The sequence below is a fragment of the Rhizobium sp. 10N427 genome (assembly GCF_056394605.1).
The window spans coordinates 1-21,334 of record NZ_JBFTID010000017.1; the positions used below are offsets into that span (position 1 = coordinate 1).

General features: G+C 62.3%; 25 protein-coding genes and 1 pseudogene. 13 read left to right on the forward strand and 13 right to left on the reverse strand.

The annotated features are described in order from the left end of the window. Both AC1DIJ_RS25975 and AC1DIJ_RS25980 read right to left on the reverse strand, forming a co-directional pair. Window positions 1-168 (reverse strand): annotated as a pseudogene (locus AC1DIJ_RS25975) (efflux transporter outer membrane subunit); the annotation flags it as partial. A 121-nt stretch (window positions 169-289) separates the two neighbouring features. Next, the gene (locus AC1DIJ_RS25980; RefSeq protein WP_148194284.1) at window positions 290-610 is read right to left on the reverse strand and encodes a hypothetical protein; all 321 of its coding nucleotides are present in this window, start codon (window positions 608-610) and stop codon (window positions 290-292) included. Between the two features lie 237 nt (window positions 611-847). On the opposite strand from AC1DIJ_RS25980, the gene AC1DIJ_RS25985 reads away from it, so the two are divergent. Continuing rightward, on the forward strand, window positions 848-1,243 hold the full coding sequence (locus AC1DIJ_RS25985; protein WP_112390186.1) for a hypothetical protein: 396 nt from the start codon (window positions 848-850) through the stop codon (window positions 1,241-1,243). 6 nt (window positions 1,244-1,249) lie between these two features. Here AC1DIJ_RS25985 and AC1DIJ_RS25990 read toward each other — a convergent pair whose 3' ends face one another. Further along, a complete protein-coding gene (locus AC1DIJ_RS25990) occupies window positions 1,250-2,125 on the reverse strand; it encodes a LysR family transcriptional regulator (RefSeq protein ID WP_477831669.1) in 876 nt (291 codons plus the stop codon). 93 nt (window positions 2,126-2,218) lie between these two features. Here AC1DIJ_RS25990 and AC1DIJ_RS25995 point away from each other — a divergent pair, with 93 nt between their 5' ends. From AC1DIJ_RS25995 to AC1DIJ_RS26005, 3 genes are all read left to right on the forward strand, one after another. Next, entirely contained in the window at window positions 2,219-2,434 is a 216-nt protein-coding gene (locus tag AC1DIJ_RS25995) for a YjiS-like domain-containing protein (protein WP_112390188.1), read from the forward strand. A gap of 83 nt (window positions 2,435-2,517) precedes the next feature. Beyond that, window positions 2,518-2,853, forward strand: coding sequence for a metalloregulator ArsR/SmtB family transcription factor (locus AC1DIJ_RS26000; RefSeq protein ID WP_112390189.1), 336 nt, complete (start codon window positions 2,518-2,520; stop codon window positions 2,851-2,853). Continuing rightward, window positions 2,846-3,274, forward strand: coding sequence for an SRPBCC family protein (locus tag AC1DIJ_RS26005; protein ID WP_112390190.1), 429 nt, complete (start codon window positions 2,846-2,848; stop codon window positions 3,272-3,274). The genes AC1DIJ_RS26000 and AC1DIJ_RS26005 overlap by 8 nt, the downstream gene beginning before the upstream one ends. A gap of 55 nt (window positions 3,275-3,329) precedes the next feature. Here the strand turns inward: AC1DIJ_RS26005 and AC1DIJ_RS26010 are convergent, their stop codons facing one another. The 4 genes from AC1DIJ_RS26010 to AC1DIJ_RS26025 all read right to left on the reverse strand — a co-directional run bounded on the left by AC1DIJ_RS26010 (window position 3,330) and on the right by AC1DIJ_RS26025 (window position 7,608). Beyond that, window positions 3,330-4,700, reverse strand: coding sequence for an MFS transporter (locus tag AC1DIJ_RS26010; protein ID WP_112390304.1), 1,371 nt, complete (start codon window positions 4,698-4,700; stop codon window positions 3,330-3,332). A 92-nt stretch (window positions 4,701-4,792) separates the two neighbouring features. After that, window positions 4,793-5,809 carry an amidohydrolase family protein gene (locus tag AC1DIJ_RS26015; protein ID WP_112390191.1) on the reverse strand — a complete coding sequence of 339 codons (1,017 nt, stop codon included), beginning with the start codon at window positions 5,807-5,809 and terminating at the stop codon, window positions 4,793-4,795. A gap of 34 nt (window positions 5,810-5,843) precedes the next feature. Next, on the reverse strand, window positions 5,844-6,536 hold the full coding sequence (locus AC1DIJ_RS26020; protein WP_148194283.1) for a class II aldolase/adducin family protein: 693 nt from the start codon (window positions 6,534-6,536) through the stop codon (window positions 5,844-5,846). Between the two features lie 82 nt (window positions 6,537-6,618). Continuing rightward, window positions 6,619-7,608, reverse strand: coding sequence for an ABC transporter substrate-binding protein (locus AC1DIJ_RS26025; RefSeq protein WP_162706074.1), 990 nt, complete (start codon window positions 7,606-7,608; stop codon window positions 6,619-6,621). A 156-nt stretch (window positions 7,609-7,764) separates the two neighbouring features. Here AC1DIJ_RS26025 and AC1DIJ_RS26030 point away from each other — a divergent pair, with 156 nt between their 5' ends. Further along, a complete protein-coding gene (locus AC1DIJ_RS26030; protein ID WP_477831670.1) occupies window positions 7,765-9,423 on the forward strand; it encodes an FAD-dependent monooxygenase in 1,659 nt (552 codons plus the stop codon). A 6-nt stretch (window positions 9,424-9,429) separates the two neighbouring features. Here the strand turns inward: AC1DIJ_RS26030 and AC1DIJ_RS26035 are convergent, their stop codons facing one another. From AC1DIJ_RS26035 to AC1DIJ_RS26045, 3 genes are all read right to left on the reverse strand, one after another. Further along, a complete protein-coding gene (locus AC1DIJ_RS26035; RefSeq protein WP_112390194.1) occupies window positions 9,430-10,179 on the reverse strand; it encodes an IclR family transcriptional regulator in 750 nt (249 codons plus the stop codon). A 190-nt stretch (window positions 10,180-10,369) separates the two neighbouring features. Beyond that, window positions 10,370-11,134 (reverse strand): class II aldolase/adducin family protein, encoded by a 765-nt coding sequence (locus tag AC1DIJ_RS26040; RefSeq protein ID WP_112390195.1) that lies wholly within the window; start codon window positions 11,132-11,134, stop codon window positions 10,370-10,372. Window positions 11,135-11,201: 67 nt separating this feature from the next. Continuing rightward, window positions 11,202-11,519 carry a non-heme iron oxygenase ferredoxin subunit gene (locus AC1DIJ_RS26045; RefSeq protein ID WP_112390196.1) on the reverse strand — a complete coding sequence of 106 codons (318 nt, stop codon included), beginning with the start codon at window positions 11,517-11,519 and terminating at the stop codon, window positions 11,202-11,204. Between the two features lie 207 nt (window positions 11,520-11,726). Between AC1DIJ_RS26045 and AC1DIJ_RS26050 the strand changes: the two genes are divergently transcribed. From AC1DIJ_RS26050 to AC1DIJ_RS26080, 7 genes are all read left to right on the forward strand, one after another. After that, window positions 11,727-13,013, forward strand: a complete 1,287-nt coding sequence (locus AC1DIJ_RS26050) for an aromatic ring-hydroxylating dioxygenase subunit alpha (protein ID WP_112390197.1) — start codon at window positions 11,727-11,729, stop codon at window positions 13,011-13,013. A gap of 28 nt (window positions 13,014-13,041) precedes the next feature. Beyond that, window positions 13,042-13,566, forward strand: a complete 525-nt coding sequence (locus tag AC1DIJ_RS26055; protein ID WP_112390198.1) for a hypothetical protein — start codon at window positions 13,042-13,044, stop codon at window positions 13,564-13,566. 88 nt (window positions 13,567-13,654) lie between these two features. Further along, window positions 13,655-14,479, forward strand: a complete 825-nt coding sequence (locus AC1DIJ_RS26060) for an IclR family transcriptional regulator (protein WP_442207789.1) — start codon at window positions 13,655-13,657, stop codon at window positions 14,477-14,479. A 13-nt stretch (window positions 14,480-14,492) separates the two neighbouring features. Further along, a complete protein-coding gene (locus AC1DIJ_RS26065) occupies window positions 14,493-15,503 on the forward strand; it encodes an FAD-binding oxidoreductase (RefSeq protein ID WP_112390199.1) in 1,011 nt (336 codons plus the stop codon). A 1-nt stretch (window position 15,504) separates the two neighbouring features. Then, a complete protein-coding gene (locus tag AC1DIJ_RS26070; protein WP_112390200.1) occupies window positions 15,505-16,437 on the forward strand; it encodes a LysR substrate-binding domain-containing protein in 933 nt (310 codons plus the stop codon). 199 nt (window positions 16,438-16,636) lie between these two features. Next, window positions 16,637-17,635 carry a substrate-binding domain-containing protein gene (locus tag AC1DIJ_RS26075; RefSeq protein ID WP_477831671.1) on the forward strand — a complete coding sequence of 333 codons (999 nt, stop codon included), beginning with the start codon at window positions 16,637-16,639 and terminating at the stop codon, window positions 17,633-17,635. A 123-nt stretch (window positions 17,636-17,758) separates the two neighbouring features. Continuing rightward, window positions 17,759-17,962, forward strand: coding sequence for a hypothetical protein (locus AC1DIJ_RS26080; protein ID WP_162706075.1), 204 nt, complete (start codon window positions 17,759-17,761; stop codon window positions 17,960-17,962). 78 nt (window positions 17,963-18,040) lie between these two features. Here the strand turns inward: AC1DIJ_RS26080 and AC1DIJ_RS26085 are convergent, their stop codons facing one another. Continuing rightward, entirely contained in the window at window positions 18,041-18,640 is a 600-nt protein-coding gene (locus AC1DIJ_RS26085) for a HupE/UreJ family protein (RefSeq protein WP_112390202.1), read from the reverse strand. Window positions 18,641-18,853: 213 nt separating this feature from the next. Between AC1DIJ_RS26085 and AC1DIJ_RS26090 the strand changes: the two genes are divergently transcribed. Continuing rightward, window positions 18,854-19,774: a LysR family transcriptional regulator gene (locus tag AC1DIJ_RS26090; RefSeq protein ID WP_112390203.1), complete on the forward strand. Its 921-nt coding sequence runs from the start codon at window positions 18,854-18,856 to the stop codon at window positions 19,772-19,774. A 10-nt stretch (window positions 19,775-19,784) separates the two neighbouring features. Here AC1DIJ_RS26090 and AC1DIJ_RS26095 read toward each other — a convergent pair whose 3' ends face one another. Both AC1DIJ_RS26095 and AC1DIJ_RS26100 read right to left on the reverse strand, forming a co-directional pair. Further along, window positions 19,785-20,630: an alpha/beta fold hydrolase gene (locus AC1DIJ_RS26095; protein ID WP_112390204.1), complete on the reverse strand. Its 846-nt coding sequence runs from the start codon at window positions 20,628-20,630 to the stop codon at window positions 19,785-19,787. A 22-nt stretch (window positions 20,631-20,652) separates the two neighbouring features. Further along, a complete protein-coding gene (locus AC1DIJ_RS26100; RefSeq protein ID WP_112390205.1) occupies window positions 20,653-21,330 on the reverse strand; it encodes an RraA family protein in 678 nt (225 codons plus the stop codon). Between the last annotated feature and the right edge of the window lie 4 nt (window positions 21,331-21,334).

A 21,334-nucleotide genomic window follows, 5' to 3' on the forward strand; every position in this document is an offset into this window, starting at 1 on the left:
CACCAGCGAATTCAGCCGCTGATCGCGATAGGCCGTCCACCACTGGGCGGTCGCAACATCACCATTGCTCTTGACCCCGCCTTCACCGAACTTCGCGGGAAGCGGCATCTCCGGGGGGACATGATCCGGACCGCTCACACAGCCGGCCAGTGCGGAAGACATCAGCATGCATGCTGCAACCCGCGCGATTATCGTCTGATGCTTCAACGGCCCTCTCCGTGTTTATATCGACGATGCCTAATTATGGTTAATGGATGGTTGATTTTGCGCGATGCGGCCGAATGAGGCGTCACAGCGCCTTCTCCTCATGACGCCCGGTTCTGCCGTCGAGCTCGAGCGGCGGCTGTGGAGGAACGGCATGCATATCGGCCGACGGGAAGCGTGCTGCCAGCAGATCGGCAAGGCTTTCGGAGGATGCGTAGGCGGCGCATTCGGTCGGCGCCACGCAGCTTTGGCGGACGCGGAATGTCTTTGCTGTCGTCTTTGGAGCGAGGTTGACTGTGCCGGTTGCGGACAGTCTGGTTACCGGGTCGAGCGGCGGCGCGAAAAATGGATAGATGACGAACCCCGTTGCCAGGCTCACCGTTACGCACGCTACGATATAAATCAACACAAACCTCATGAGCCTATAACGTCAGCCGCACCCCACCATATCAACCTGCCAATTAGGATTAGAATCCACTGCCGGATGTAGGTCGCGCGCCTCCGCAGGTGCCAAGCGGGGTAGAAAAGCAGCCGGATTTCGCTGAAAAGCGGTGAGCGCCCGATCTTCGCGAAACTTTTCGCCTGTCCGGGAGTTTCGGTTTTCAGCAGCAATGCCTTGAGACCGGAAACGCAGGAGAGACAGATGCCAGATAGATCACGGCCCGGAGCAGAAGCAACCGAAGCGGACCTTCAGGCGCATCTGGCCGAGATGGAAGCGGAGGCGATGGCCGATGATTTCGTCCGGGACAATCCGGAAGAAGACGCGGCCCTTGAGGCTGATCTTCACCGGCTGCAGGCAGAGCTCGAAGCGCTGCGGGCGCGCCTTTCGGTGATCAAGGAACAGAGTGCGGCCGTGGTGCTCAACAATCTGGAATGGGCCGACAGAAGCGCCCATGACCAGCTCGGTGACTATCCTTGGCTGAAGCTCGCGGGCGCGATGGCCGGAACCTATGTGTTCGGCCGCATGCTGCGCAACGCACCGGTCGCCGCCATCCTGACGGCCGTCGTACCGTTCGTTCTCTCCAAAGCCGAGAAATAGCCGCCATCAGTCCTTGAAGTCGCGCAGGCATTTGACGATTTCGCGCAGGCCGTGGGTCAGGTGCTTGTCGCGGCGCATGACGATGCCGAGCTGGCGGACCAGACGCGGTTTCACCGGCGACGTTGCGAGATAGCCGGCGCGGTCGCGGCGCAGCGCCAGCGACGGCAGCACCGACCAGCCGAGACCGGCCGCCACCAGTTCCTTTATTGCCTCGACGCTGCCGAATTCCATGACCGGCTGGGCACGGATGCCTGCATCGGCAAACCATTTGTCCGTCGCCTGGCGGGTATTACCGCCGTCATAGAGCATCATCACCTTCTGCTGCAGGAAAGCAGCATCGGGGCCGCCTTCTGGCATGTCGCTGCCGCGCGGGGCGACGGCCAGAAGCTCATCCTCGTAGAAGATCTCGACCTCCAGTGATCGCGCCGCGGCGGGCAGGGTGACGACGGCGAGGTCGAGCGCGTTGGATTCCAGATCGCGAAGGATTTCGTCGGTATTGCCGATCTTCACGGTGATCTCGAGGCCCGGCATGCGCTTCTTGGCGGCGGCGATGGCGCGAGGCAGCAGATGGATCGAGGCGGTTCCGCCGCTGCCGATCCTCACACGCCCCGCAGCCCCTTCCTTATAGGGCGCCATGGCATCGAGCGCCGTATCGCATTGCTCTATGATTTTTCGCGCATGGGCGAGGAACTCGACGCCGGCGGCCGAAGGCTGGGCGCGGCGTCCCACACGTTCGATCAGCCGCACGCCCAATCGCTGTTCCAGCAGCTTGATCTGCAGGCTGACGGCCGGCTGCGTGACCCCGGCGCGGTCAGCGGCCGCCGTGAAGCTGCCGAGTTCGGCGACGCTGACGAAGGCGGCCAGCTGATCGAGATTGATCATCAAAGAAGTCCTTATGCATTGTATAACAACGATAAGCTTCTTTCACTGCTCCCGCCAGTCCATCCTCAAGCCTTCAAACGGCAGGAGACTGGCATGACGATCGAGACTGAAGAGAGCGGCGGGCGTTGGGCAGACGCGAGGAGATGGAGGCTGGCGTCCGGCGGGTTGATCGCGGCGTTGAAGCATTGGCTGGAAAAGCGCCGGACGCGCAGAAACCTGCTTGAGCTTTCGGCCAGTGAGCTTAGCGATATCGGCATGACCCGCGAGGCCGCCCGCGCCGAGGTGCGAAAGTCGTGGTTCTGGAACTGACACACTTGCCTCGCGCGAAAACATTCATCCATATGGTTGACTATTGATTCGAGTTTTGTATATTCAACCATACGGGTGAATAAATGGACGACGACGCTCTGTCACGTATTCTGAAGGCCGCGGGTGATACCACGCGGCGGCAGATCCTTACGCTTCTTGTTCAGGAAGGGGCGCTGAGAGTGACTTCGCTTGCCGCTCATTTCGACATGTCCCTGAATGCCGTCTCCAAGCATATCAAGGTCTTGGAGGAGGCGGGACTTGTGACCCGCAGGACTGTCGGCCGTGAGCATTTCATGGCCGCGGAGCTCGAACCGCTAAAGCTGACTGAGGGCTGGTTCGCGCAACTGAAGTCCATCTGGGAACTGCGCCTTTCGGCGCTGGAGACTATTCTCGTTTCGAAGGATGACGGACATGAGTGAACTGGAACTGACAATCAACCGCAGGATCGCTGCACCCCGCCAGACGGTCTTTAACGCCTGGCTCTCGCCGGAAATGCTGGCACGGTTCATGCGCACGCCGACCGGCGGCAGCGATATATCGAAGGTGTCGAACGACCCGGTGAAAGGCGGCCGCTTCTCGATTGTGATGAAGACCGCCGAGCGCGAAATCCCGCATGCCGGAACCTATCTGGAGATCGATCCGCACGCGCGCCTCGCCTTCACCTGGGAGTCGCCTTACTCGCTCGACGACAGCGTGGTGACGATCGATCTCGCCGAGGTCGATGCCAATACCACCGAAATCACCCTGAAGCAGGTGAAATTCCGCAGCGAAGAGGCCCGCGACGGCCACCGCGGCGGCTGGAATGCGATCATCGACAACCTGCAGGGCATTATCGCCTGATGTTCATGGCCGCCGTGCCATTCGGATGCGGCGGCCACCGTCTTTTAGCCTGAGCTCAATCGGCGTGACGCGGACGGCGGCGGACGAGGTCGTCGCCGGCCTGTGGCGGCAGGCGCCAGAAGGTGATGACGCTGGAGGCTGACACAAGGCCGACGACCACGAAGGCGATGTGGAAATCCGACAGCAGCAGGCCGCCGCCATGCAGGCTGCTTGATATATCCAGCGAAGCGCCCGCTACCGCCACGCCCATGGCCATCGAGACGCGCTGAGCCACCGCGTTGATGGCCGTTGCCTGGCCGGTATCGGCCTCGTCGACATCGCCGAAGGACATGGCGCTGATGCCGGAGAAGGCCATCGAGCGCAGGATGCCGCCGATCAGCAGGCAGCCCATGATTAGCCACATCGGCGTGCCCGGATGGAAGAGCGCGTTGATGCCGAGCAGAATGGCGGAGATGAAGGTGGTGACGATCAGGATGCGGCGGAAGCCGAAGAGCGCGAAGGTGCGGGCGGCGCCGAATTTCGAGCTCAGCGATCCCACCGCGGTGATGAAGGTCACCATGCCCGATTGGAAGGGCGTCAGCCCGAAGCCGAGCTGCAGCATCAGCGGCATCAGGAAGGGAAGGGCGCCAAGCCCCATGCGGAAATTCGAGGCGCCGATGATCGAGGCGCGGAAGATCGGATAGCGGAACATGCGCGGGTCGAGCAGCGGGTGCTCGGTGCGCCTGGCATGCCAGAGATAGGCAATGCCCATGAGGATGCCGACCGCGATCGTCGTGTAGCCATAGTACATCGGCAGCGCCGGCAGGCTGATGACGGAAATACCGAAGACGAAGGCGCTGAAGCCGATGCCGGAGAGGAAGAAGCCGGTGAAATCCAGCGGCTTCGGTTCCCGCGCTTCGACCGGCGGCAGCAACTTGGTGACGAGGATGATGCCGGCAATGCCGATCGGCACGTTGATCCAGAAGATCCAGTGCCAGCTGAGATAGGTGGTGAAGAAGCCGCCGACCGGTGGGCCGAGGATCGGACCGACAAGGGCGGGGATTGTGAGCCACGCCAGCGCATCGACCAGCTGATGCTTCGGCGTGCCGCGCACCAGAAGCAGGCGGCTGACGGGCGTCATCATCGAGCCGCCGGCGCCCTGCACCAGCCGCCAGAAGACGAAGGCGCCGATCGAACCCGAGAAGGCGCAGCCGATCGAGCCGATCATGAAGACGCCGATGGCGATGCGGAAGATGTTCAGCGCGCCGAAGCGATCGGCCATCCAGCCGCTGATCGGGATGAAGACGGCAAGGGCGACGAGATAGCTGGTGACGGCCAGCTTCAGGGCGATCGGCGAGGTGCCGATATCGGCGGCGATTGCCGGCAGGCTCGTCGCGATGATCGTCGAATCCATGCGCTCCATGAACAGGGCGATGGCGAGAATGATCGGCGTAAGGCGGGGCAAGGATATGTCCGGTCAATGATGCGCGGCCGTTATAGGACGCATTGCGGCCGCGCACCAGTTCAACTTCTCGCGGTTTATCTGCCCTTCAGCCCGAACAGGGCCTCGGCGTTGCGGAAGCAGATCTTTTCCATGTCTTCCTTGGGAAGATCGAGCGAATTCAGGATCTTCAGCGTGTCGCGGATATAGCCCGGACCCTTTTCCGGATCGAAGGGCGAATCCGAGGCGAAGAGGATGCGGTCGCTGCCGTAGAATTCCAGGCCGCAGATGGTGGCTGCCTTCGAGCCGAAGACGGCGGTGTCGGCGTAGAAATCCTTGAAATAATCGAGCGGGCGCTTCTTCAGTCGCTTCAGCACCAGCGTCAGGTCCTCATCGGTGGTGCGCTTGCCGAGCTGGTCCCAGCCAGGGCCAACGCGTCCCTCGAAATAGGGGACCATGGCGCCCATATGGTGAGCGAGAACCTTGAGATCCGGCAGGCGGTCCATGAAGCCGGAGAAAACAAGGCGGGCCATGGCGGCGCTGGTTTCATAGGGCCAGCCGAAGGTCCACCAGATCTCGTATTTCGACTTGTCCTCGGTGGCGTAGTCGGTCATCGAGGCATTGCGCGAGGGGTGCAGCAGCACCGGCTTGTTGTGCTTGGCGGCGACTTCGAAGATCGGGAAGAAGCGCTCCTCGTCAAGCGGCGCGCCGTTGACGTTGGTGTGGATCTGCAAGCCGTTGGCGCCGAGGTCGGTGAATGCGCGTTCGGCTTCGCGAACGGCAGCGTCGGGCGCATTCATCGGCAGGGCGGCGACGAAGCCGGCGAAGCGCTCCGGATATTTCTCGACGAGTTCGGCCTGGCCGTCATTGGCGATGCGGGCAAATTCGGTGGCGAGTTCCGGACCGCCCATGGCTTCCAGCGGCGGCATGCCGAGCGAGATGATCTGCCGGTAGTCAGGGAACTCGTCCATGACGCGGAAGCGGGTTTCGAGATCGTAGATGCAGGGTACGCCCTGCATGCGGCGGCCTATATCCTTGCCGGCGCCTTCGAGCTTCTGGATGCGCTCCCAGAGCGCCTTCGGGAAAAAATGGTTGAACGCGTCGATATAATACATGGGACTCCTCCTCAGTCGTCTATGTCTGGCCGCCTCAGCCGCGCTTCAGGCGGCGGACGAGATAGGCGAAGGTCGCCTTGAACATCTCGTCGCGGAACATGTGCTTGCGCTTGGCCTTGATATCCTCGGGCTTGCCGAGCGCCTTGGCGCCGCCGGCAGCCTCGACCCACAGCTGCATCATGCAGGCGTTTTCCAGCGATAGCGCCAGATAGATCGCCTGCTCGATGGTGGGGGCGGCGGTCACGATGCCGTGGTTCTGCAAGAGCATGGCGCCATGCTCGCCGAGGCAGGCGGCGACCGCCTTGCCGCGCTCGGCGGTGGTGATCAACTCCGTGGTCTCGGAGAAAACAGGCAGGCCCTCGGCGAAGATCGAGCCCGGGTGGCCGACCGGCTGCAGCGGCTTGGCGAGCGCCGAGAAGGCGGTGGCATAGGGCGCGTGGGTATGGACGATGGCGTTGAGATCCGGCCGGGCGCGCAGCACCTCGGAATGGATATAGACCTCGTTGTGACGGCCGAATTCGCCATCGACCTTCTCGCCGTCGAGATCGACGGTGATGATGTTGTCGAGGGTGATCTCTTCGAGGCCGAACTTGGACGGCTTCATGTAGAAGCGATCGGGCTGATCGGGAACGCGGATCGAGACGTGGCCGCGGGTCCAGTCGCCCTGGCCGGCGGCTTCCAGAATGCGGCCGGCCTCGATCATCCGCTGCTTCAGGTCTTCATGCATCGTCTTGTTCTCCGAGGAATTGTCGCAGCGGATTCCGCTGCCGGACCAGGCCGGTTCGAATGCGGCCCCGCTGTCGCAGGCGCTACACACGGTGCTTGTCGCCGCGTTTGCGGCCCTGCGAGATGTCGAGGAAAAGCTCCGAGGGGGCGACCTTGCGATCGATCAGCCCCTGCTGGTGGGCGTAGCCGATCACGGTTTCCAGCGTCCTGGCGTTCTGCCCTTCAAGGCCGTAGGCCCAGGGATCGTCGCCCATGATCGCCTGCTGTTCCTCCCAGGCCTCGCGATACCAGGCGAGCGGCACGATGCGTGGGTTTTCCATGCGCTTCATGGCGATCTGCTTGGCTTCCTCGAAGGCGATATAGAGATTGATCGGCACCCAGGGATGACGCGCAACGATCTCGGGGCGGATGCCCATCACATGCATGATCGGGAAGATGCCGGTGCGCTCGTAATAGGTGATCTCCTCGGACTTGTAGTCAGGGAACAGGCGCCCGACGCGCGGGTCGCGCTTCTTGATCGGGGCGATCAGGTCAGGATGCAGCAGGGCGTCGATCTCGCCATCGACCAGCATCTGCTCGATCGACTTGTCCTCGCCGATCTTGTGCAACTTCAGGCCTGAGGGAAGCTTGAAATCGACGTCTTCGTCGAGCTCGGAATACCACTCGATCGACTGGTGCGGCACGCCATATTCGCTTTCCAGCAGGCCGCGCAGCCAGAGCGATGCCGTCACCTGATAGCTCTTCACGCCGACCTTGCGGCCGATCAGATCCTTCGGTTCGCGGATGCCTGCGGCAGTATTGGTGAAGATGAAGCCGTGGCGGAAGCGGCGGTGCAGGAAGACCGGGATCGCGTCGAAAGGCAGGCCGCGCGTCTTGGCGGCCATATAGGACGACAGCGAGACCTCGGCGATATCGAATTCGCCGTTGCGCAGGAAGCGCCAGTGGCGGGTGGTGGAATCCATCTCGGTCAGGATCGTCAGCTCGATCCCGTCGGGTTTCACCACTCCTTCCTTCAGCGCGCGGATGATCTCGTAGTCACCGCAAGCGAGCGTCAGCTCCACCTTCTTCGTCACTGAACTCCTCCCAGAGCCGCCCGGCAAAGTCGCCGCGCCATCATTTAAGGCAAGCATGCGCAGAACAGCAATCGCCTGTCCAGTCATTTTTCAATTTTTCCTGCATTATGGGATTTTTTAAGAAATCAATTGACGCTCGTTTGGAACTCGACGTAAATGAAGGCGAATGCTGCCGGGTTGGAGGGCGGCGAAGGGATGGAGCGCATGGAACAGACGGATGTTCTCATTGTCGGTGCGGGCCCGGTCGGGCTGACGCTGGCTATCGACCTCGGGCAGAAGGGCGTGCGCTGCACGCTGATCGAGAAGAAGGAGGCGCCGGAATTCCTGCCGAAGATGGAGCGCTGCAACGCGCGCACCATGGAAATCTTCCGCCGCATGGGCCTTTCCGAGAAGATCCGCAAGGCCGGCCTCGATGCGTCGGTGCCGATGGATGTCTATGTCGTTCTCGCCATGAACGAGCCGCCGCTGCTGCGGCTGCCATATCCCTCCGTCAACGAGGCGCTGGCGGAAATCCGCAAGTCGGAGGATGCCAGCCAGCCGCTCGAAGCCTACCAGCTGATTTCGCAATATACGTTGGAGCCGCTGCTGAAATCGGTGGCCGATGCGCTGCCGACGGTGAACGTGCGCTACGGCACGGAATTCCTGTCGCTGGAGCAAGACGAGGGCGGCGTCACGGCGCGGACCACGACTGAGAACGGCGATGTCACCTATCGCGCCAAATATGTCGTCGGCTGCGATGGCGGGGCGAGCCCGGTGCGCAAGCAGCTGGGTATCAAGCTGCGCGGCGAGGGCAATCTCCTGCATTTGCGCCAGGCGCTCTATTATTCCGAAGAGCTCTATAACCGCATTCCGCTCGGCGACGGTCCCGGCCGCGGGCGGCACTATCATGTTGCCGATGGTCAGGCGACGTTTCTCATCATGCAGGATTCAACCAAGCACTGGACGCTTCATGCCGTCGTCGAGAAGGACGAGGACATGGCCGCCCAGTTCGAAAAGGCGGTCGCTGCGCCCGTCGATTACCAGATGCTCTATGTCGGGCAGTGGAAGCAGAACCTGCTGCTCGCCGACAATTACGGTTCAGGCCGTGTCTTCCTGGCCGGCGATGCCGCGCATCTGGTCATTCCGACCGGCGGTCTCGGCATGAACACGGGCGTCGGCGATGCCGTCGATCTCGGCTGGAAGCTGGCGGCAACGCTTGAGGGCTGGGGTGGGCCGAATCTGCTGCGCTCCTACGAAATCGAAAGGCGCCAGGTCGGCGACCGCAATGTCGGCGCCTCGCGCTACGCCTCGCTCGGCCGCCGCAAGTGGCGGTCTCAATATAGACCCGATATTCGCGACAACACGCCGGCAGGGCAGGCGACGCGCGACAATCTCGCCAGCGTTGCCGATACCGAACAGCGCAAGACCAACGAGATGATCGGCGCCGAGCTAGGCTACCGCTATGTCGGCTCGCCCGTGATCACCGACGAGCCCGGCGGCCCGGAGCATCTGTTCCGCGAATATCACCCGACGACCTGGCCGGGCGCGCGTCTGCCGCATCTCTGGCTCGGCGATAACGATCCGGTGCAGGACCGTATCGGCGCGGGCTACACCATGCTGCGGCTCGGTGGAACGCAGATCGATACGTCAGGGATCGAGGGCGCCTTCAAGGCGAGGGGCGTGCCCTATCAGACGCTCGACATCGCCTCTCAGCGTGCCCGCGACATCTATGGCTATGATCTGGTGCTGGTGCGCCCCGACATGCATGTCGTCTGGCGCGGCAAGGCGGTCCCTGAAGATGCCGAGGCGCTGGCGGCTATGGTCACCGGGCATTGAGAAGGATCAGGTGCGCGCCAGTGTCTTCGAGACGACACCGGCGCAGAACACCACCTGTTCGGCGATATCCTCAAGCGTCTTCGCCTGCATCTGCGTGTCGCGCAGCGTCAGGCTGAGGCTGCCGATGATCTCGGAGCGGCCGTCGAAGACGGGGGCGGCAACGCCTGTGACACCGGGCGTGACGTCGCCGCTGGTGCTGACCCAGCCGCGTTCGCGATGCTGGCGGAACTTCGCCTTCACCTCCGGCAGCGTGGCGCCGAAACCGGCCTTCAGGAACTCGTCCTGGGCGAGGCCGTAATATTTCCTGAGCTGGTGATCGGGAAGGTGATCGAGGATGGCGATCGAGGCGGCGCCATGCAGCAGCGAGCGGCGGCGGCCGCGGTCGTAATTGCTGTGAACGGCCTCGGTGCCGACTTCTTGATGGACGCAAAGAACCTCGAACTTGTAGCGGCGGCAGAGCAGGGCCACCGCCTTGAAGCGGGCGGCGAGCTCTTCCATCATCGGACGGGCGGCGCGGATCAGCACGTCGCCCGTGCGGATCTTGTAGTCGAGCTCGACGATGCGCGGGCCGAGCATGTAGCCGACGCCGGGAAGCGAGGTCAGCAGACCGGCATCCGTCAGGATTTTCAGATAGCGGTAGAGCGTCGAGCGGGTGTAGCCGAGCGTGTCGCAAAGCTCCTCGAAGCGCAGCGCCACCGCATCATCGCCGGCATCGAAGAGGTCCAGCAGGCCGATCAGTTTCTCCGGGCTGCTCAAGCTGGCATCTCCGCAAAAGCGCTCTTTGAAGGGCGCGCTGCGCCAATGGAAAACCAGTCTTTCAGCAAATCGAATCCCGCCCCGGCATCATCCCTCAGTGCTTCAGTATAAAGCGATGATTGGGCGGCAGGCAACGGCAGTGCGGACCGGAGCACGACCCAAGAGCTCCGGTCCGCTGACCCCCCTGATGCTAGGCCGCCGTATTCCAGCCTTCGGGGAACAGGCCGTCGCGGATTGCGCCGCCTGCGTAGTATTTCCAGAGCTTGCGGACGTGGTGGCCGCGGCGGAAGGAATGGGCAAAGGATTCCATCTCCTCCTCGGTCAGCGGCTTGACCTTGCCGAGTGTCGCGGCGCGGTAGGCGGCTTCGGCATTCTCGACCAGATGGACGGCGTCGATGAAGACGCCGCGGACGGTCTCGGCGGTGACGATCTGGCCATGGGCGCGGATCTGCATGGCGTGACAATCGCCGAGCGTCTTGACGATGCCGCGGCCGCGCTCGGGCGTATCGACATGGGCAGGGTCGGAATGTACCGGAATGCCGTTGCGCCAGCGGATTGCGTGATTCTTGACCGGCAGCAGCGGCACGTCCTCGACCAGCGTGAAGACATTGGTGACGTCGTGGTGAAAGTGGGCGACCGAGTTCACATCCGCGCGTGATCGATAAATCTCACAATGAAGGAAAGTTTCGGACGGCGGCTTGGAGCCTTCAGGGCCCGAGATGACCTTGCCATCGAGATCGCAGACGAACAGATCCGACGGCGCGACGTCGGCGCGGCTCTTGTCCTGCGGCTGGATCAGGAACGTGTTGCCGCCGGGCAGGCGGGCGCTCACATGGCCGCTATACTCCAGGATCTTCAGGCTGTTCAGCAGGCGCGTCGCCATCGAGACGTCGTGGCGTAGCGTATTTTCCGACAGATCGGAATGCTGCTCGTCCGCGTGCTTGTGAGATTTCATGACCGGTTCCTCCCGTTTTAATTAATCCCACATTATACGACTTTTTATGATCTTCAAGCCGCGCCGATCAGACTTCGATCATGACGTCGCTGTTTTCGACGACGACCTTGTAGGTCTTGATCGGGACCATGCAGGGCGGGGCGACAACCTCGCCGGTGCGAATGTCGAACTGGCCGTTATGGAAGTCGCATTCGATGTGGTAGCCGTCGAGATAGCCTTCGGCCAGCGAGCCGGGGCCGTGCGTACAGAGGTCGTCGGTCACGTAGAACGTGCCGTTGACGTTGTAGACGGCCAGCGTCAGATCGCCTTGCTCGACGCGGATGGCGCTATCCCAATCCACGTCATCGGTCGAACACAGTCTGATCCGGGAACCCACTTCCGACATTCGCATCTCCTCCCTTGTCTTGCGCAGCGCTTGACGAGCGTGCAATCAGCATGTAGCGTTTAAAACGAAACGATGTTCTGCATAACGGAACACGCGATAAAAATACCCGATCCGGCGTGAAGGTCAACCGCAAATCGATCGGCCGGAGGAAACAGGATTTGGCGCGGCGCTGCGGCTCGCCGTGCGGGCACTCGAGGAGGAGTAGTCATGCTCAGGAAAGAACAGAACGACCTGTTGACGCAGACCGATACCGGCACGCCGATGGGGGATATGTTCCGCTGTTATTGGATCCCGGCGCTGCTGGCCGAAGAGCTGCCGGACAATGACTGTGCGCCTGTCCGTATCAAGCTGCTTGGCGAACGCCTGCTTGCCTTCCGCGACAGCGAGGGGCGCTATGGCCTGATCGACGAGTTCTGCGCCCATCGCGGCGTCTCGCTGTGGTTCGGCCGCAACGAGCAGGGCGGCCTGCGCTGCCCATATCATGGCTGGAAATACGACAATACCGGGCAGTGCATCGAGGTTCCCTCGGAGCCGAAGGAAAGCGGCTACTGCGGCAAGATCAAGCTGAAGTCCTATCCGCTGATCGAGATCGGCGACATCCTCTGGACCTATATGGGCCCTGCCGACAAGGAGCCGCCGCATCCGGAATGGGAATTCGCGCTGGTACCGGCGGAGCAGACCTTCACCTCCAAGCGCTGGCAGGAATGCAACTGGCTGCAGGCGATGGAAGGCGGCATTGATTCCAGCCACGTCTCCTGGCTTCACAGCGGCAGCCTGAATTCCGACCCGCTGTTCAAGGGTGCGCGTGGCAATAAGTACAACATGTCGGATGCCCGCCCATTCTTCGAAGTGACCGACATGGACGGCGGCCTCTATATCGGCGCGCGCCGCAATGCCGAAGAGGGCCATTATTACTGGCGCATCACCCCCTGGGTCATGCCGTCCTTCACCATGGTGCCGCCGCGTGGCGACCATCCGGTGCACGGCCATTTCTGGATCCCGATCGACGATGAAAACTGCTGGGCCTGGAGCTTCGACTACCATCCGGTCCGGGCGCTGACGGCGGGGGAACGCCAGGCGATGAAGGATGGCAAGGGCATCCATGTCGCCTATGTTCCCGGCACCTATCGTCCGGCCGCCAACAAGGACAACGACTACCTGATGGACCGCGAGGCGCAGCGCAAGGGCACGACCTATTCCGGCGTCGAAGGCATCGCCATGCAGGACGCATCGCTGCAGGAAAGCATGGGTCCGATCGTCGACCGTTCCAAGGAGAACCTGGTCTCGACGGACAACGGCATCATCATGGCGCGTCACCGGTTGATGCGGGCGGCGCGCGCGCTGAAGGACAAGGGCATCACGCCCCCCGGCGTCGATCCGGCCCACCATCGTGTCCGCTCGGCGGCAATCGTGCTGCCTGCCGACAAGGCCTACACGGATATCGCCGACGAAGCGCTGACGGTGATCGCGGGCAAGGCGCAGACCAGCGTCTGACAGCAACGTCCTTCAAGGGAGAGATGCCATGCAACTCGGACTGAGCGAAAGCGCCCGCACAACGACGGCGGAAGAGGCCCGTTTCCGGATCAACTATCCGAATTCGAAGCCGCGCAAGTCGCGGATCATCGCCCTCGACCGGACCAGCCATTCGGCGCTGGACCGGCTGGCGGCGGGCTATCAGGGCGGCGATGCCCACTTCCTGCGCTATGTCGAGGCGAAGTTCGCGACGGATACGCTGAACATGCTGCCTGTCGATGCGGTGCTGGAGGAAATCTCCGGGCGGCGCACGACGCTGGCTGAAGAAATCGCCGATGCCGATGTCATCGTCATGCTGACGACGGCGGGTGCTTCGGCGGAGGCGGCCGAGATTATCGGCAATGCCTGCTTCGTGCGCAGCAAGATGACGACGGGTCTGGTCGTCAGTTCGAAGGAGGTTCCAGCGCTCGATCTGGCCCGGACGCTGACGGCGATGCGCCCGTTTGCGGCCATGCTCGTCATCTCGAATGGCGACGAATATGTGGCCGAGATGCTGAGCGCCTTGAGGGTCTGAGAATGGTTGATGGCGTGGCGTGAGTATTTGCAGGAGCTGTGTTATGGACGATCCCTTACTCCTTGCAAAAAGACGGAAAACGCACGCCATGAATGCATCTGTGAAGGAAACGGCACGCACCAAAAAGGCCGCCCCTGCGACCCGCAACCGCCTGTCATCGGTCACCACGGCCATTCGTCTTTTGAAAGCATTTTCGGAGGATGAGGTTGAGATCGGGGTCAGCGCACTGGCGCAGAAACTGAAGGTCGCGAAGAGCACGGTCCATCGTCTGGCCGTGACCCTGGTCGCCGAAGGGCTGCTGGAGCAGAACCCGGAAACCGAGCGCTACCGGCTGGGTATCGGTCTCTTCGGGCTTGGCACGCTGGTGCGCCGCCGCATGAACCTGTCGAACGAGGCGCGTCCTTACCTCTTCGACCTCAGAAAGCATACAGGCGAGACGATCATACTCGGCATCCCCACCGATACCGAAGTGATGCATGTCTACGACTTGGAGAGCCCGCAGGCTGTCGGCATCAAGTCCGATCTCGGTGCCCGCAAGCCGGCCCATTGCACCGCTGTCGGACGGGCGATCTTCGCCTTCGCGCCGGAGGAGACGATCGAGCGGGTGCTTTCGGGTCCGCTCGCCAAGCGCACGTCGCACACGATCACCGATCCCGCGCGGGTGCGCGAGATCCTGGCCGAAGTCCGCCAGCGCGGCTTTGCCATCGAGGATGAGGAAAGCGAGCCCGGTATCCGGGCGATTGCCGCCCCCGTCCGGGATTCTACCGGTGCCGTCGTCGGCGCCGTCGGCGTAGCGGGGCCGTCTCTGCGGCTGTCGCTGGAGGCCATCGAAAAATTTGCGCCACCGCTGTTGGAGACGGTGGCAACGATCTCGTCCCGTCTCGGTCATGGAGCGGGTTACAGACATAGATGATGAGGAGGAACGCATGACCGTGATGACATTGAGCGGGACCGATACCAAATGGTCCTGCGCCGACGGTGACACGATCATGCGATCCGCCATTCGCGCCGGTCTCGGCTTTCCCTATGAATGCAATGTCGGCTCCTGCGGCAATTGCCGTTTCGATCTGCTCGAAGGGGAGATCGAGGAGCTCCGCGCCGACGCGCCGGGTCTGAGCGACCGTGACCGCCAGCGCGGCCGCCGTCTCGGCTGCCAGGCACGGCCGCTGACCGACTGCGTCGTCAAGCTTCGCCTCATGCCGCAATATGAGAGTGCCCATCTGCCGGTGAAGCAGGAAGGCGTACTAACCGGCATCACCGACATCACCCACGATATCCGGGAATTCCGCTTCCGCCTCGATACGCCGACGGCCTTCCTTTCCGGCCAGTATGCGCTGCTGACGCTCGATGGCGTCGAGGGGAGCCGCGCCTATTCGATGGCGAACCGGGGCGATCAGCCGGATGAATGGCATTTCCAGGTTCGCAAGGTACCGAATGGGGCTGCCACCTCGATGCTCTTCAATCGGCTAAAGGTCGGCGAGCGGATCGGCATCGACGGTCCCTATGGCATGGCTTACCTGCGCGAGGATTCGCCGCGCGATATCATCTGTCTCGCCGGCGGTTCCGGCCTTTCGCCGATGATCTCGGTGACGCGGGCGGCGGCGGTCTCGGCCGAACTTGCCGGGCGGCGGATCGACTTCATCTATGGCGGCCGCGAGGCGCGCGATATCTGCGGCCGCGAGATGTTGGAAGAGCTGCCGGGCTTCGGCAGCACGCTGCACTATCATCCGGTTGTTTCAGGCATGCCTGTCGAGGATGACGGCTGGGATGGCTATCGCGGCTTCGTCCACGAGGTCGCCGCCAAGCTCTTTGCCGAGCGCCTGCCCGAATGCGAGATCTATTTCGCCGGTCCGCCGATGATGGGCCAGGCGATCCAGAAAATGCTCATCGACCTCGGCGTCCCGCAGGGCCAGGTCCATTTCGACCAGTTCTACTAAGATGAAGCTCCGTCAGCTCGCATATTTCGTCAAGGTCGTCGAAGTCGGCAACATCACGCGCGCCGCCGAACAGCTGAACCTTGCCCAGACGGCGCTCGGCATCCAGATCCGCAATCTCGAGGATTCGCTGCAAATCCAGCTTCTCGACCGCCATTCGCGCGGCGTCAGCGCCACACCGGCCGGCATGCTGCTCTACGATCGGGCGCGCGAAATCCTGCAGCGGATCGAGGAAACGCGGCGTGACCTGATTTCGCTCGGTGGCGAGAAGGTGCGGGTGCGTCTCGGCGCCACGCCGTCGATCCTGAAACTGATCGGCACCGATCTTCTGGTTGCCGCCAACGAGCAGCTTCCGGGTATCGCGCTTCATGTCGTCGAAGAACTGAGCTTCGTGCTGACTGATGCGCTGGAGCGCGGCGAACTCGACTACGTGCTGGCCTATGATATCGAGGACAGCCCCGGCCTGAGGCGCATCGCGCTGATGGAGGAAGACCTGCTTTTGATCTCCGCACCCGATGGCAAGGATGCGGAGCAGGATGTCTCCTTCCGCCATGCGGTTGCCGGCGATCTGGCGCTGGTCTCCAACCGCGACATCATATGGCGTCGCGTCCACGAGACGGCGTCGCGCCTCTCCGTCGATGTCAAGATCACCTATCAGGTGCAGTCGATGGAGGCGATCAAGGCGCTGATCTCGCATGGCGTCGCGCAGAGCATCATGCCCTACGGCATCGTCTCGGAGGAAATCCGCTCCGGCGAACTGATCGCCCGGCGCATCGAACGGCCGGATGTGAAGCTGACGCTGTTCCTTGCCCATGCCTCCCACAAGGGGCTTGCGGACGAGCGGCTGTTCCATGGCTTCATCTACAATATGGTCGAGCGTCTTGCCGCGGCGATCGGTCCCTACGCCCATCCGATCGATCGCGTGATGGAGGATTGAACAGCGATTTTCGTATGAGCTGGACAATATGATTTATCTTGGACATTTGCCTGACCGGGCCCGATGATCTCTCTCGAATGTGGAAGGGCGTTCACCGGAACTGAGAAATCCGGTGGGTGAGCGGATCGCCGATTGTCTTTGATGATCAGCAGCTTGACAGGAGGATGTCAGGTTTTGATTCACGTCCGGCTGTTGGGGAGTGAGTAATCTGACATCGTCGCTTCGTTTGTCCTTCGGCTGCTGGAATTATGACCGCACGCGCGCGCTGATGGACCGCACGGTCGTGCCTGACGGTATCGATCTCGTCTATCTGAACATGCCTGTCGAAGAGACCTTCTTCCGCATGCTCCGCCACAAGGAGTTCGACATCGCCGAGATGTCGCTGTCCTCCTATGTGCTCTCGCATTTCACCGAAGAGCAGCCTTTTGTCGCCATTCCGGTCTTTCCGTCGCGCTACTTCCGGCATTCGTCGATCTATGTGAATTCGACAGCCGGCATCCGCAATCCCACCGATCTGATCGGCAAGCGGGTCGGCAGTCCTGAATATCAGATGACCGCGCCGGTCTGGATCCGGGGCATTCTCTCGGACGAATACGGTGTGAAGGTCGATGACGTCACCCATTATACCGGTGGCGAAGAGCAGCCGAACCGGCCGGAAAAGCTGCCGCTCAACCTGCCGTCCTATATCAACGTCAAGCGCATCGGGCCGCAGCAGACCCTGTCGGCGATGATCCGCGAAGGCGAGATCGACGCGCTGTTCACGGCCCGCAAGCCATCATCCTATGACGGCTGTCATGTGAAGCGGCTGTTCGAGGATTTCGTCGAGGTAGAGCGCGACTATTTCCGCAAGACCGAAATCTTCCCGATCATGCATACGATCGTCATCCGCCGCGAAATCTACGAGCGGCATCGCTGGATCGCCCAGTCTCTCTACAAGGCGTTTGCCGAGGCGCAGGCGCGCATCTATCGCGATCTCGAGGAGACGGCGGCGCTGAAGGTGATGCTTCCGTGGCTGAATGCCCATGTGGAAGAGGCCCGCCGGATCATGGGCGACGACTACTGGAGCTACGGCTTCAAGCAGAACCGCCGGACGCTCGATACGTTCCTGCGCTATTCGCATGAGCAGGGCCTGTCGAAGCGGCGGCTGCAGCCGGAGGATATCTTCGTGCCGGAGACGATGGAGAATTTCGTCATCTGATCTTTCCCTAGGCAGAACGAGGTTCCGCTATGCGGAATCCGTATGGCTGCTCTGTGTTGCCAGGTCTTTCCGGATTGGTGCTGTCAAGTTATATGCAGCGCACAATAGACGGAGATGATCGAGATGACCGCTACCACTTATCGCAGCACCGGCCGTACGGACTGGGTCCGCAGCGCTTTCGGCGGTCTGTTCGAAACGATGAGCCTTGTCGGCGCCGCGCATGAATGCTCGATGGCCCGCCGCGAGCGCCGCGCGCCGAATACGGCAGCCCTTCACACGCTGGGCATCGACGAGACGGCCTTCAAGCGCACCTACAAGCGTCGCTGATTTCAGGACGCTACGGCAGCATCAAAAAGGGCTGCGATCCCGCGGGGATCGCAGCCCTTTTTCGTTTCAGGTGATGGCTCAGATAAGGCCGGTCAGGATGCCGACGCCGGCAACGGTAGCGAGACCGCCGGCGATGCGCGTTGCCAGGAAGCCGCTGCGCTCGCCGCCGCGGCCGATGGCGAAGCCGAGCGCAAGGCCGGCCATGTGCAGGATGGCGGTCGCCATCATGAAGCCCGCAGCATAGGTGAGGCCGGCAGCGTTTTCAGGCATTTCGGCGCCGTGCGCGTGGCCATGGAAGACGGCGAAGAGGCCGACGACGGCCATTGCTGCAGCAACGGGAGCCTTGATGTTCAAGGCGACAACGGCGCCGAGCACGATCACGGATAGCGCGATGCCGATTTCGACGAAGGGAACGTTGACGCCTGCCATGCCGAGCGCGCCGCCGAAGGCCATGACCAGCACGAAGGTTGCGGGCAGCAGCCATGTGGCACGGCCGCCGAGCTGGAAGGCGAGAACGCCGACCATGACCATTGCGAGGACGTGATCGAGACCGGTCATCGGATGGGCAAATCCGTGGCTGAAGCCTGCGGCCTCTCCAATCGCCGGATGGGCATAGGCAGCAGCCGGAATGGCGGCGGCGATCAAGGCAAGAAGCCCGCTCTTCAGTGATTGTCTCATGTCATTTCCCTCCTGGGTTCGGCGTTGGCGGCGTATTTCGATGGGGCAAGGTCGCCAACATGTGATGATAAAGCAAGGGGTCGTTTGCCGTAGATCCGTCCTCCGCGACGCGAAAAACAACACACCCGCATTAGATCGACGCTATGCCCTGATCGCACTGAAGTAAATTTTAATCTCTTTACACCTGCGTTAAGTTTTTTTATCGTCATTTCCATGAAAAATATAAGCTTTCGTCAGCTGAGGTCGCTTCTTGCCATCGAAACTCATGGCAAGATCGTCGAGGCTGCGAAAGTGCTCGGACTGACCGCGCCGGCCGTCACGCTGCAGCTGAAACAGCTGGAGGCGGAGGCGGGCGTTCAGCTCTTCGAGCGCATGGCCCACGGCATGTATCCGACAGAGGCGGGCAGGGCGGTTCTCTCTGCCGCCCGCGATATCGAAGACCGGCTGCAGCTGCTCGGCGACGAGATCAATGCCTTCAAGGGCGTCAAGCGCGGCCGGATCGCCGTCGGCGCCGTTTCGACCGTGCGCTATTTCGCCAGCGCCATGCAGAACGCCTTTGCCGCCGAATTTCCCGATATCGATCTCGATCTGATCATCGACCGGCGGACGGAGACGATCGAGCGGCTGAAAAGCCGGACGATCGATATCGCCCTGGTCGGCCGTCCGCCACGCGATATCTCGGTGCGTGCGGCGATCTTCGGCGAGCATTCGCTCGTCGTCGTCGCGCCCCCGCACCATCCGCTGGTCGGCCAGCATGGGATTTCCAAGGCCGATATCGCCGGCGAGCATTTCATCGTCCGCGGCTCGGGTTCCAGCACGCGGATCTGGTTCGAGCGCTTCATGGCGGAAATCCCGGGACGGGCGGCAGGGCCGAATACCGAGATGGAGCTCGTCGAGGATATCAAGCGCGCCGTCATGGCCGATACCGGACTTGCCTTCCTGGCGGCCCACAGCGTTGCCGAGGAAGTGCAGGCGGGCAAGATCGCGATCCTCGATGTTGCCGGCCTGCCGATCCGCCGGCAGTGGTTTGCCGTCAGCCGCACCGACCGGGCAATGACCCCTGTGATGACCGCTTTCCAGGAGTTCCTGACCCGTCATAGCGGCCAGTTCCTCCCGGAAGCGCTGCCGGCCTAGGACCTAGGTATCAAGCCTTCAGGAAATCGATCACCCGCGCATTGGTGTTTTCGGCCGTCAGCTGTGGCACCGGGATATCCCAGTAGTCCGAGCCCGGAATGCATTCCTGCAGATAGCGGGCCGCCGATGTCGCGTGCGAGAAGTCGGCGCCGGGGATGATCAGCGTCTTGATGTCGAGACGGACGAGATCTTCAGGTTCGGCTCCCGGCGAGGTGTCGCGGTCGATGAGGCCGCGCGGCATGCCTGCGACGATCGCCTTGTAGGCATCGACATCGAGCTTGGCATAGTGCTTGGCGAATTCCGCGTCATGACGCAGCACCGAGATCCAGGGGCCGCCGCGCGGATCGGCGCCGAAGGCCTTGTTGCTTTCCTTCGACAGCGCAACGACGGCTTCAAGGCCGTTCTGCTGAACGAAGGCCAGATGTTCGGCGAAGCGCTGATGCCCGGTCATGCGGTAGCGGGCGCCGCCAACGGGCCAGAACAGCACCATCTTGTCGACACGCTCGGGCGCCTGCGTCGCCATCGCCATCGCCACGCTGCAGCCCATGCAGCCGCCCATGATATGGGCCTTGTCGATGCCGAGATGGTCGAGCAGGCCGGTGGCCTGCTTCACATAATCACGCCAGGTGACGCGCTCGACGCGGCCACCCGACTGGCCGGTCTCGCGCCGGTCGAAGACGATGCAGGTGAAATGCGAGGGCAGGTGCTCCAGAAACTGGGTCACCACGTAAATGCCCTGCGTGCGCCATTTTTCGACCGTCGCGTCGAAGCCGCCGGGCGAGAACATCAGCAGCGGTGGTCCGTTGCCGATGATCTCGTAGCGCGTGCTGATGCCGTCGATGACTGCGGTTGCCATGAATTCCACCCCCGTTTCTGTCTTACAGGCCTTCGCAGCCGAGCTTGCGCAGGCTTTCGTCGACCCAGAGCTTCGGGTCGAGCTTGCCGGCCATGGTGTTGGCCACGGTTCTGGCTTCCGCTTCGTTCTTGGCCTTGGCCTGGGTGTAGATCTCCGCGGTGATGCCGTAGGGCACGCAGAGCAGGCCGTCGTCATCGCCGATCATCAGGTCGCCGGGATTGATCACCATGCCGCCGAAGGCGATCGGCACGTTGATCTCGCCGGGGCCGTCCTTGTAGGGACCGCGATGGGTGATGCCGGCGGCAAAGACAGGGAAGGTCCCGGCCTTGATCCATCCGTAGTCGCGCACCGCGCCGTTGATGACGACGCCTGTCACGCCGATCTGCATGGCATGCGAAAGCATCATCTCGCCGACAAGCGCATTGGTGAGATCGCCCCCGGCATCGACGACGATGACGTCGCCGGGGCCGGCCATCAGCAGCGCCTTGTGGATCATCAGATTGTCGCCGGGCCGGGTCTTCACCGTGAAGGCGGCGCCCGACATCTGGCCGGAGGCGTGCATCGGGCGAAGGCCGGGGCCACCCGCCGTCATGCGCGACATCACATCGCTGACATTGGCGACCGGGATGGTCCGGAACTTCTCGATGGTGGCTGCATCGACCTTTTGAGTGCGCGGGACGATCCTGAAACCGATGGTCATGAGG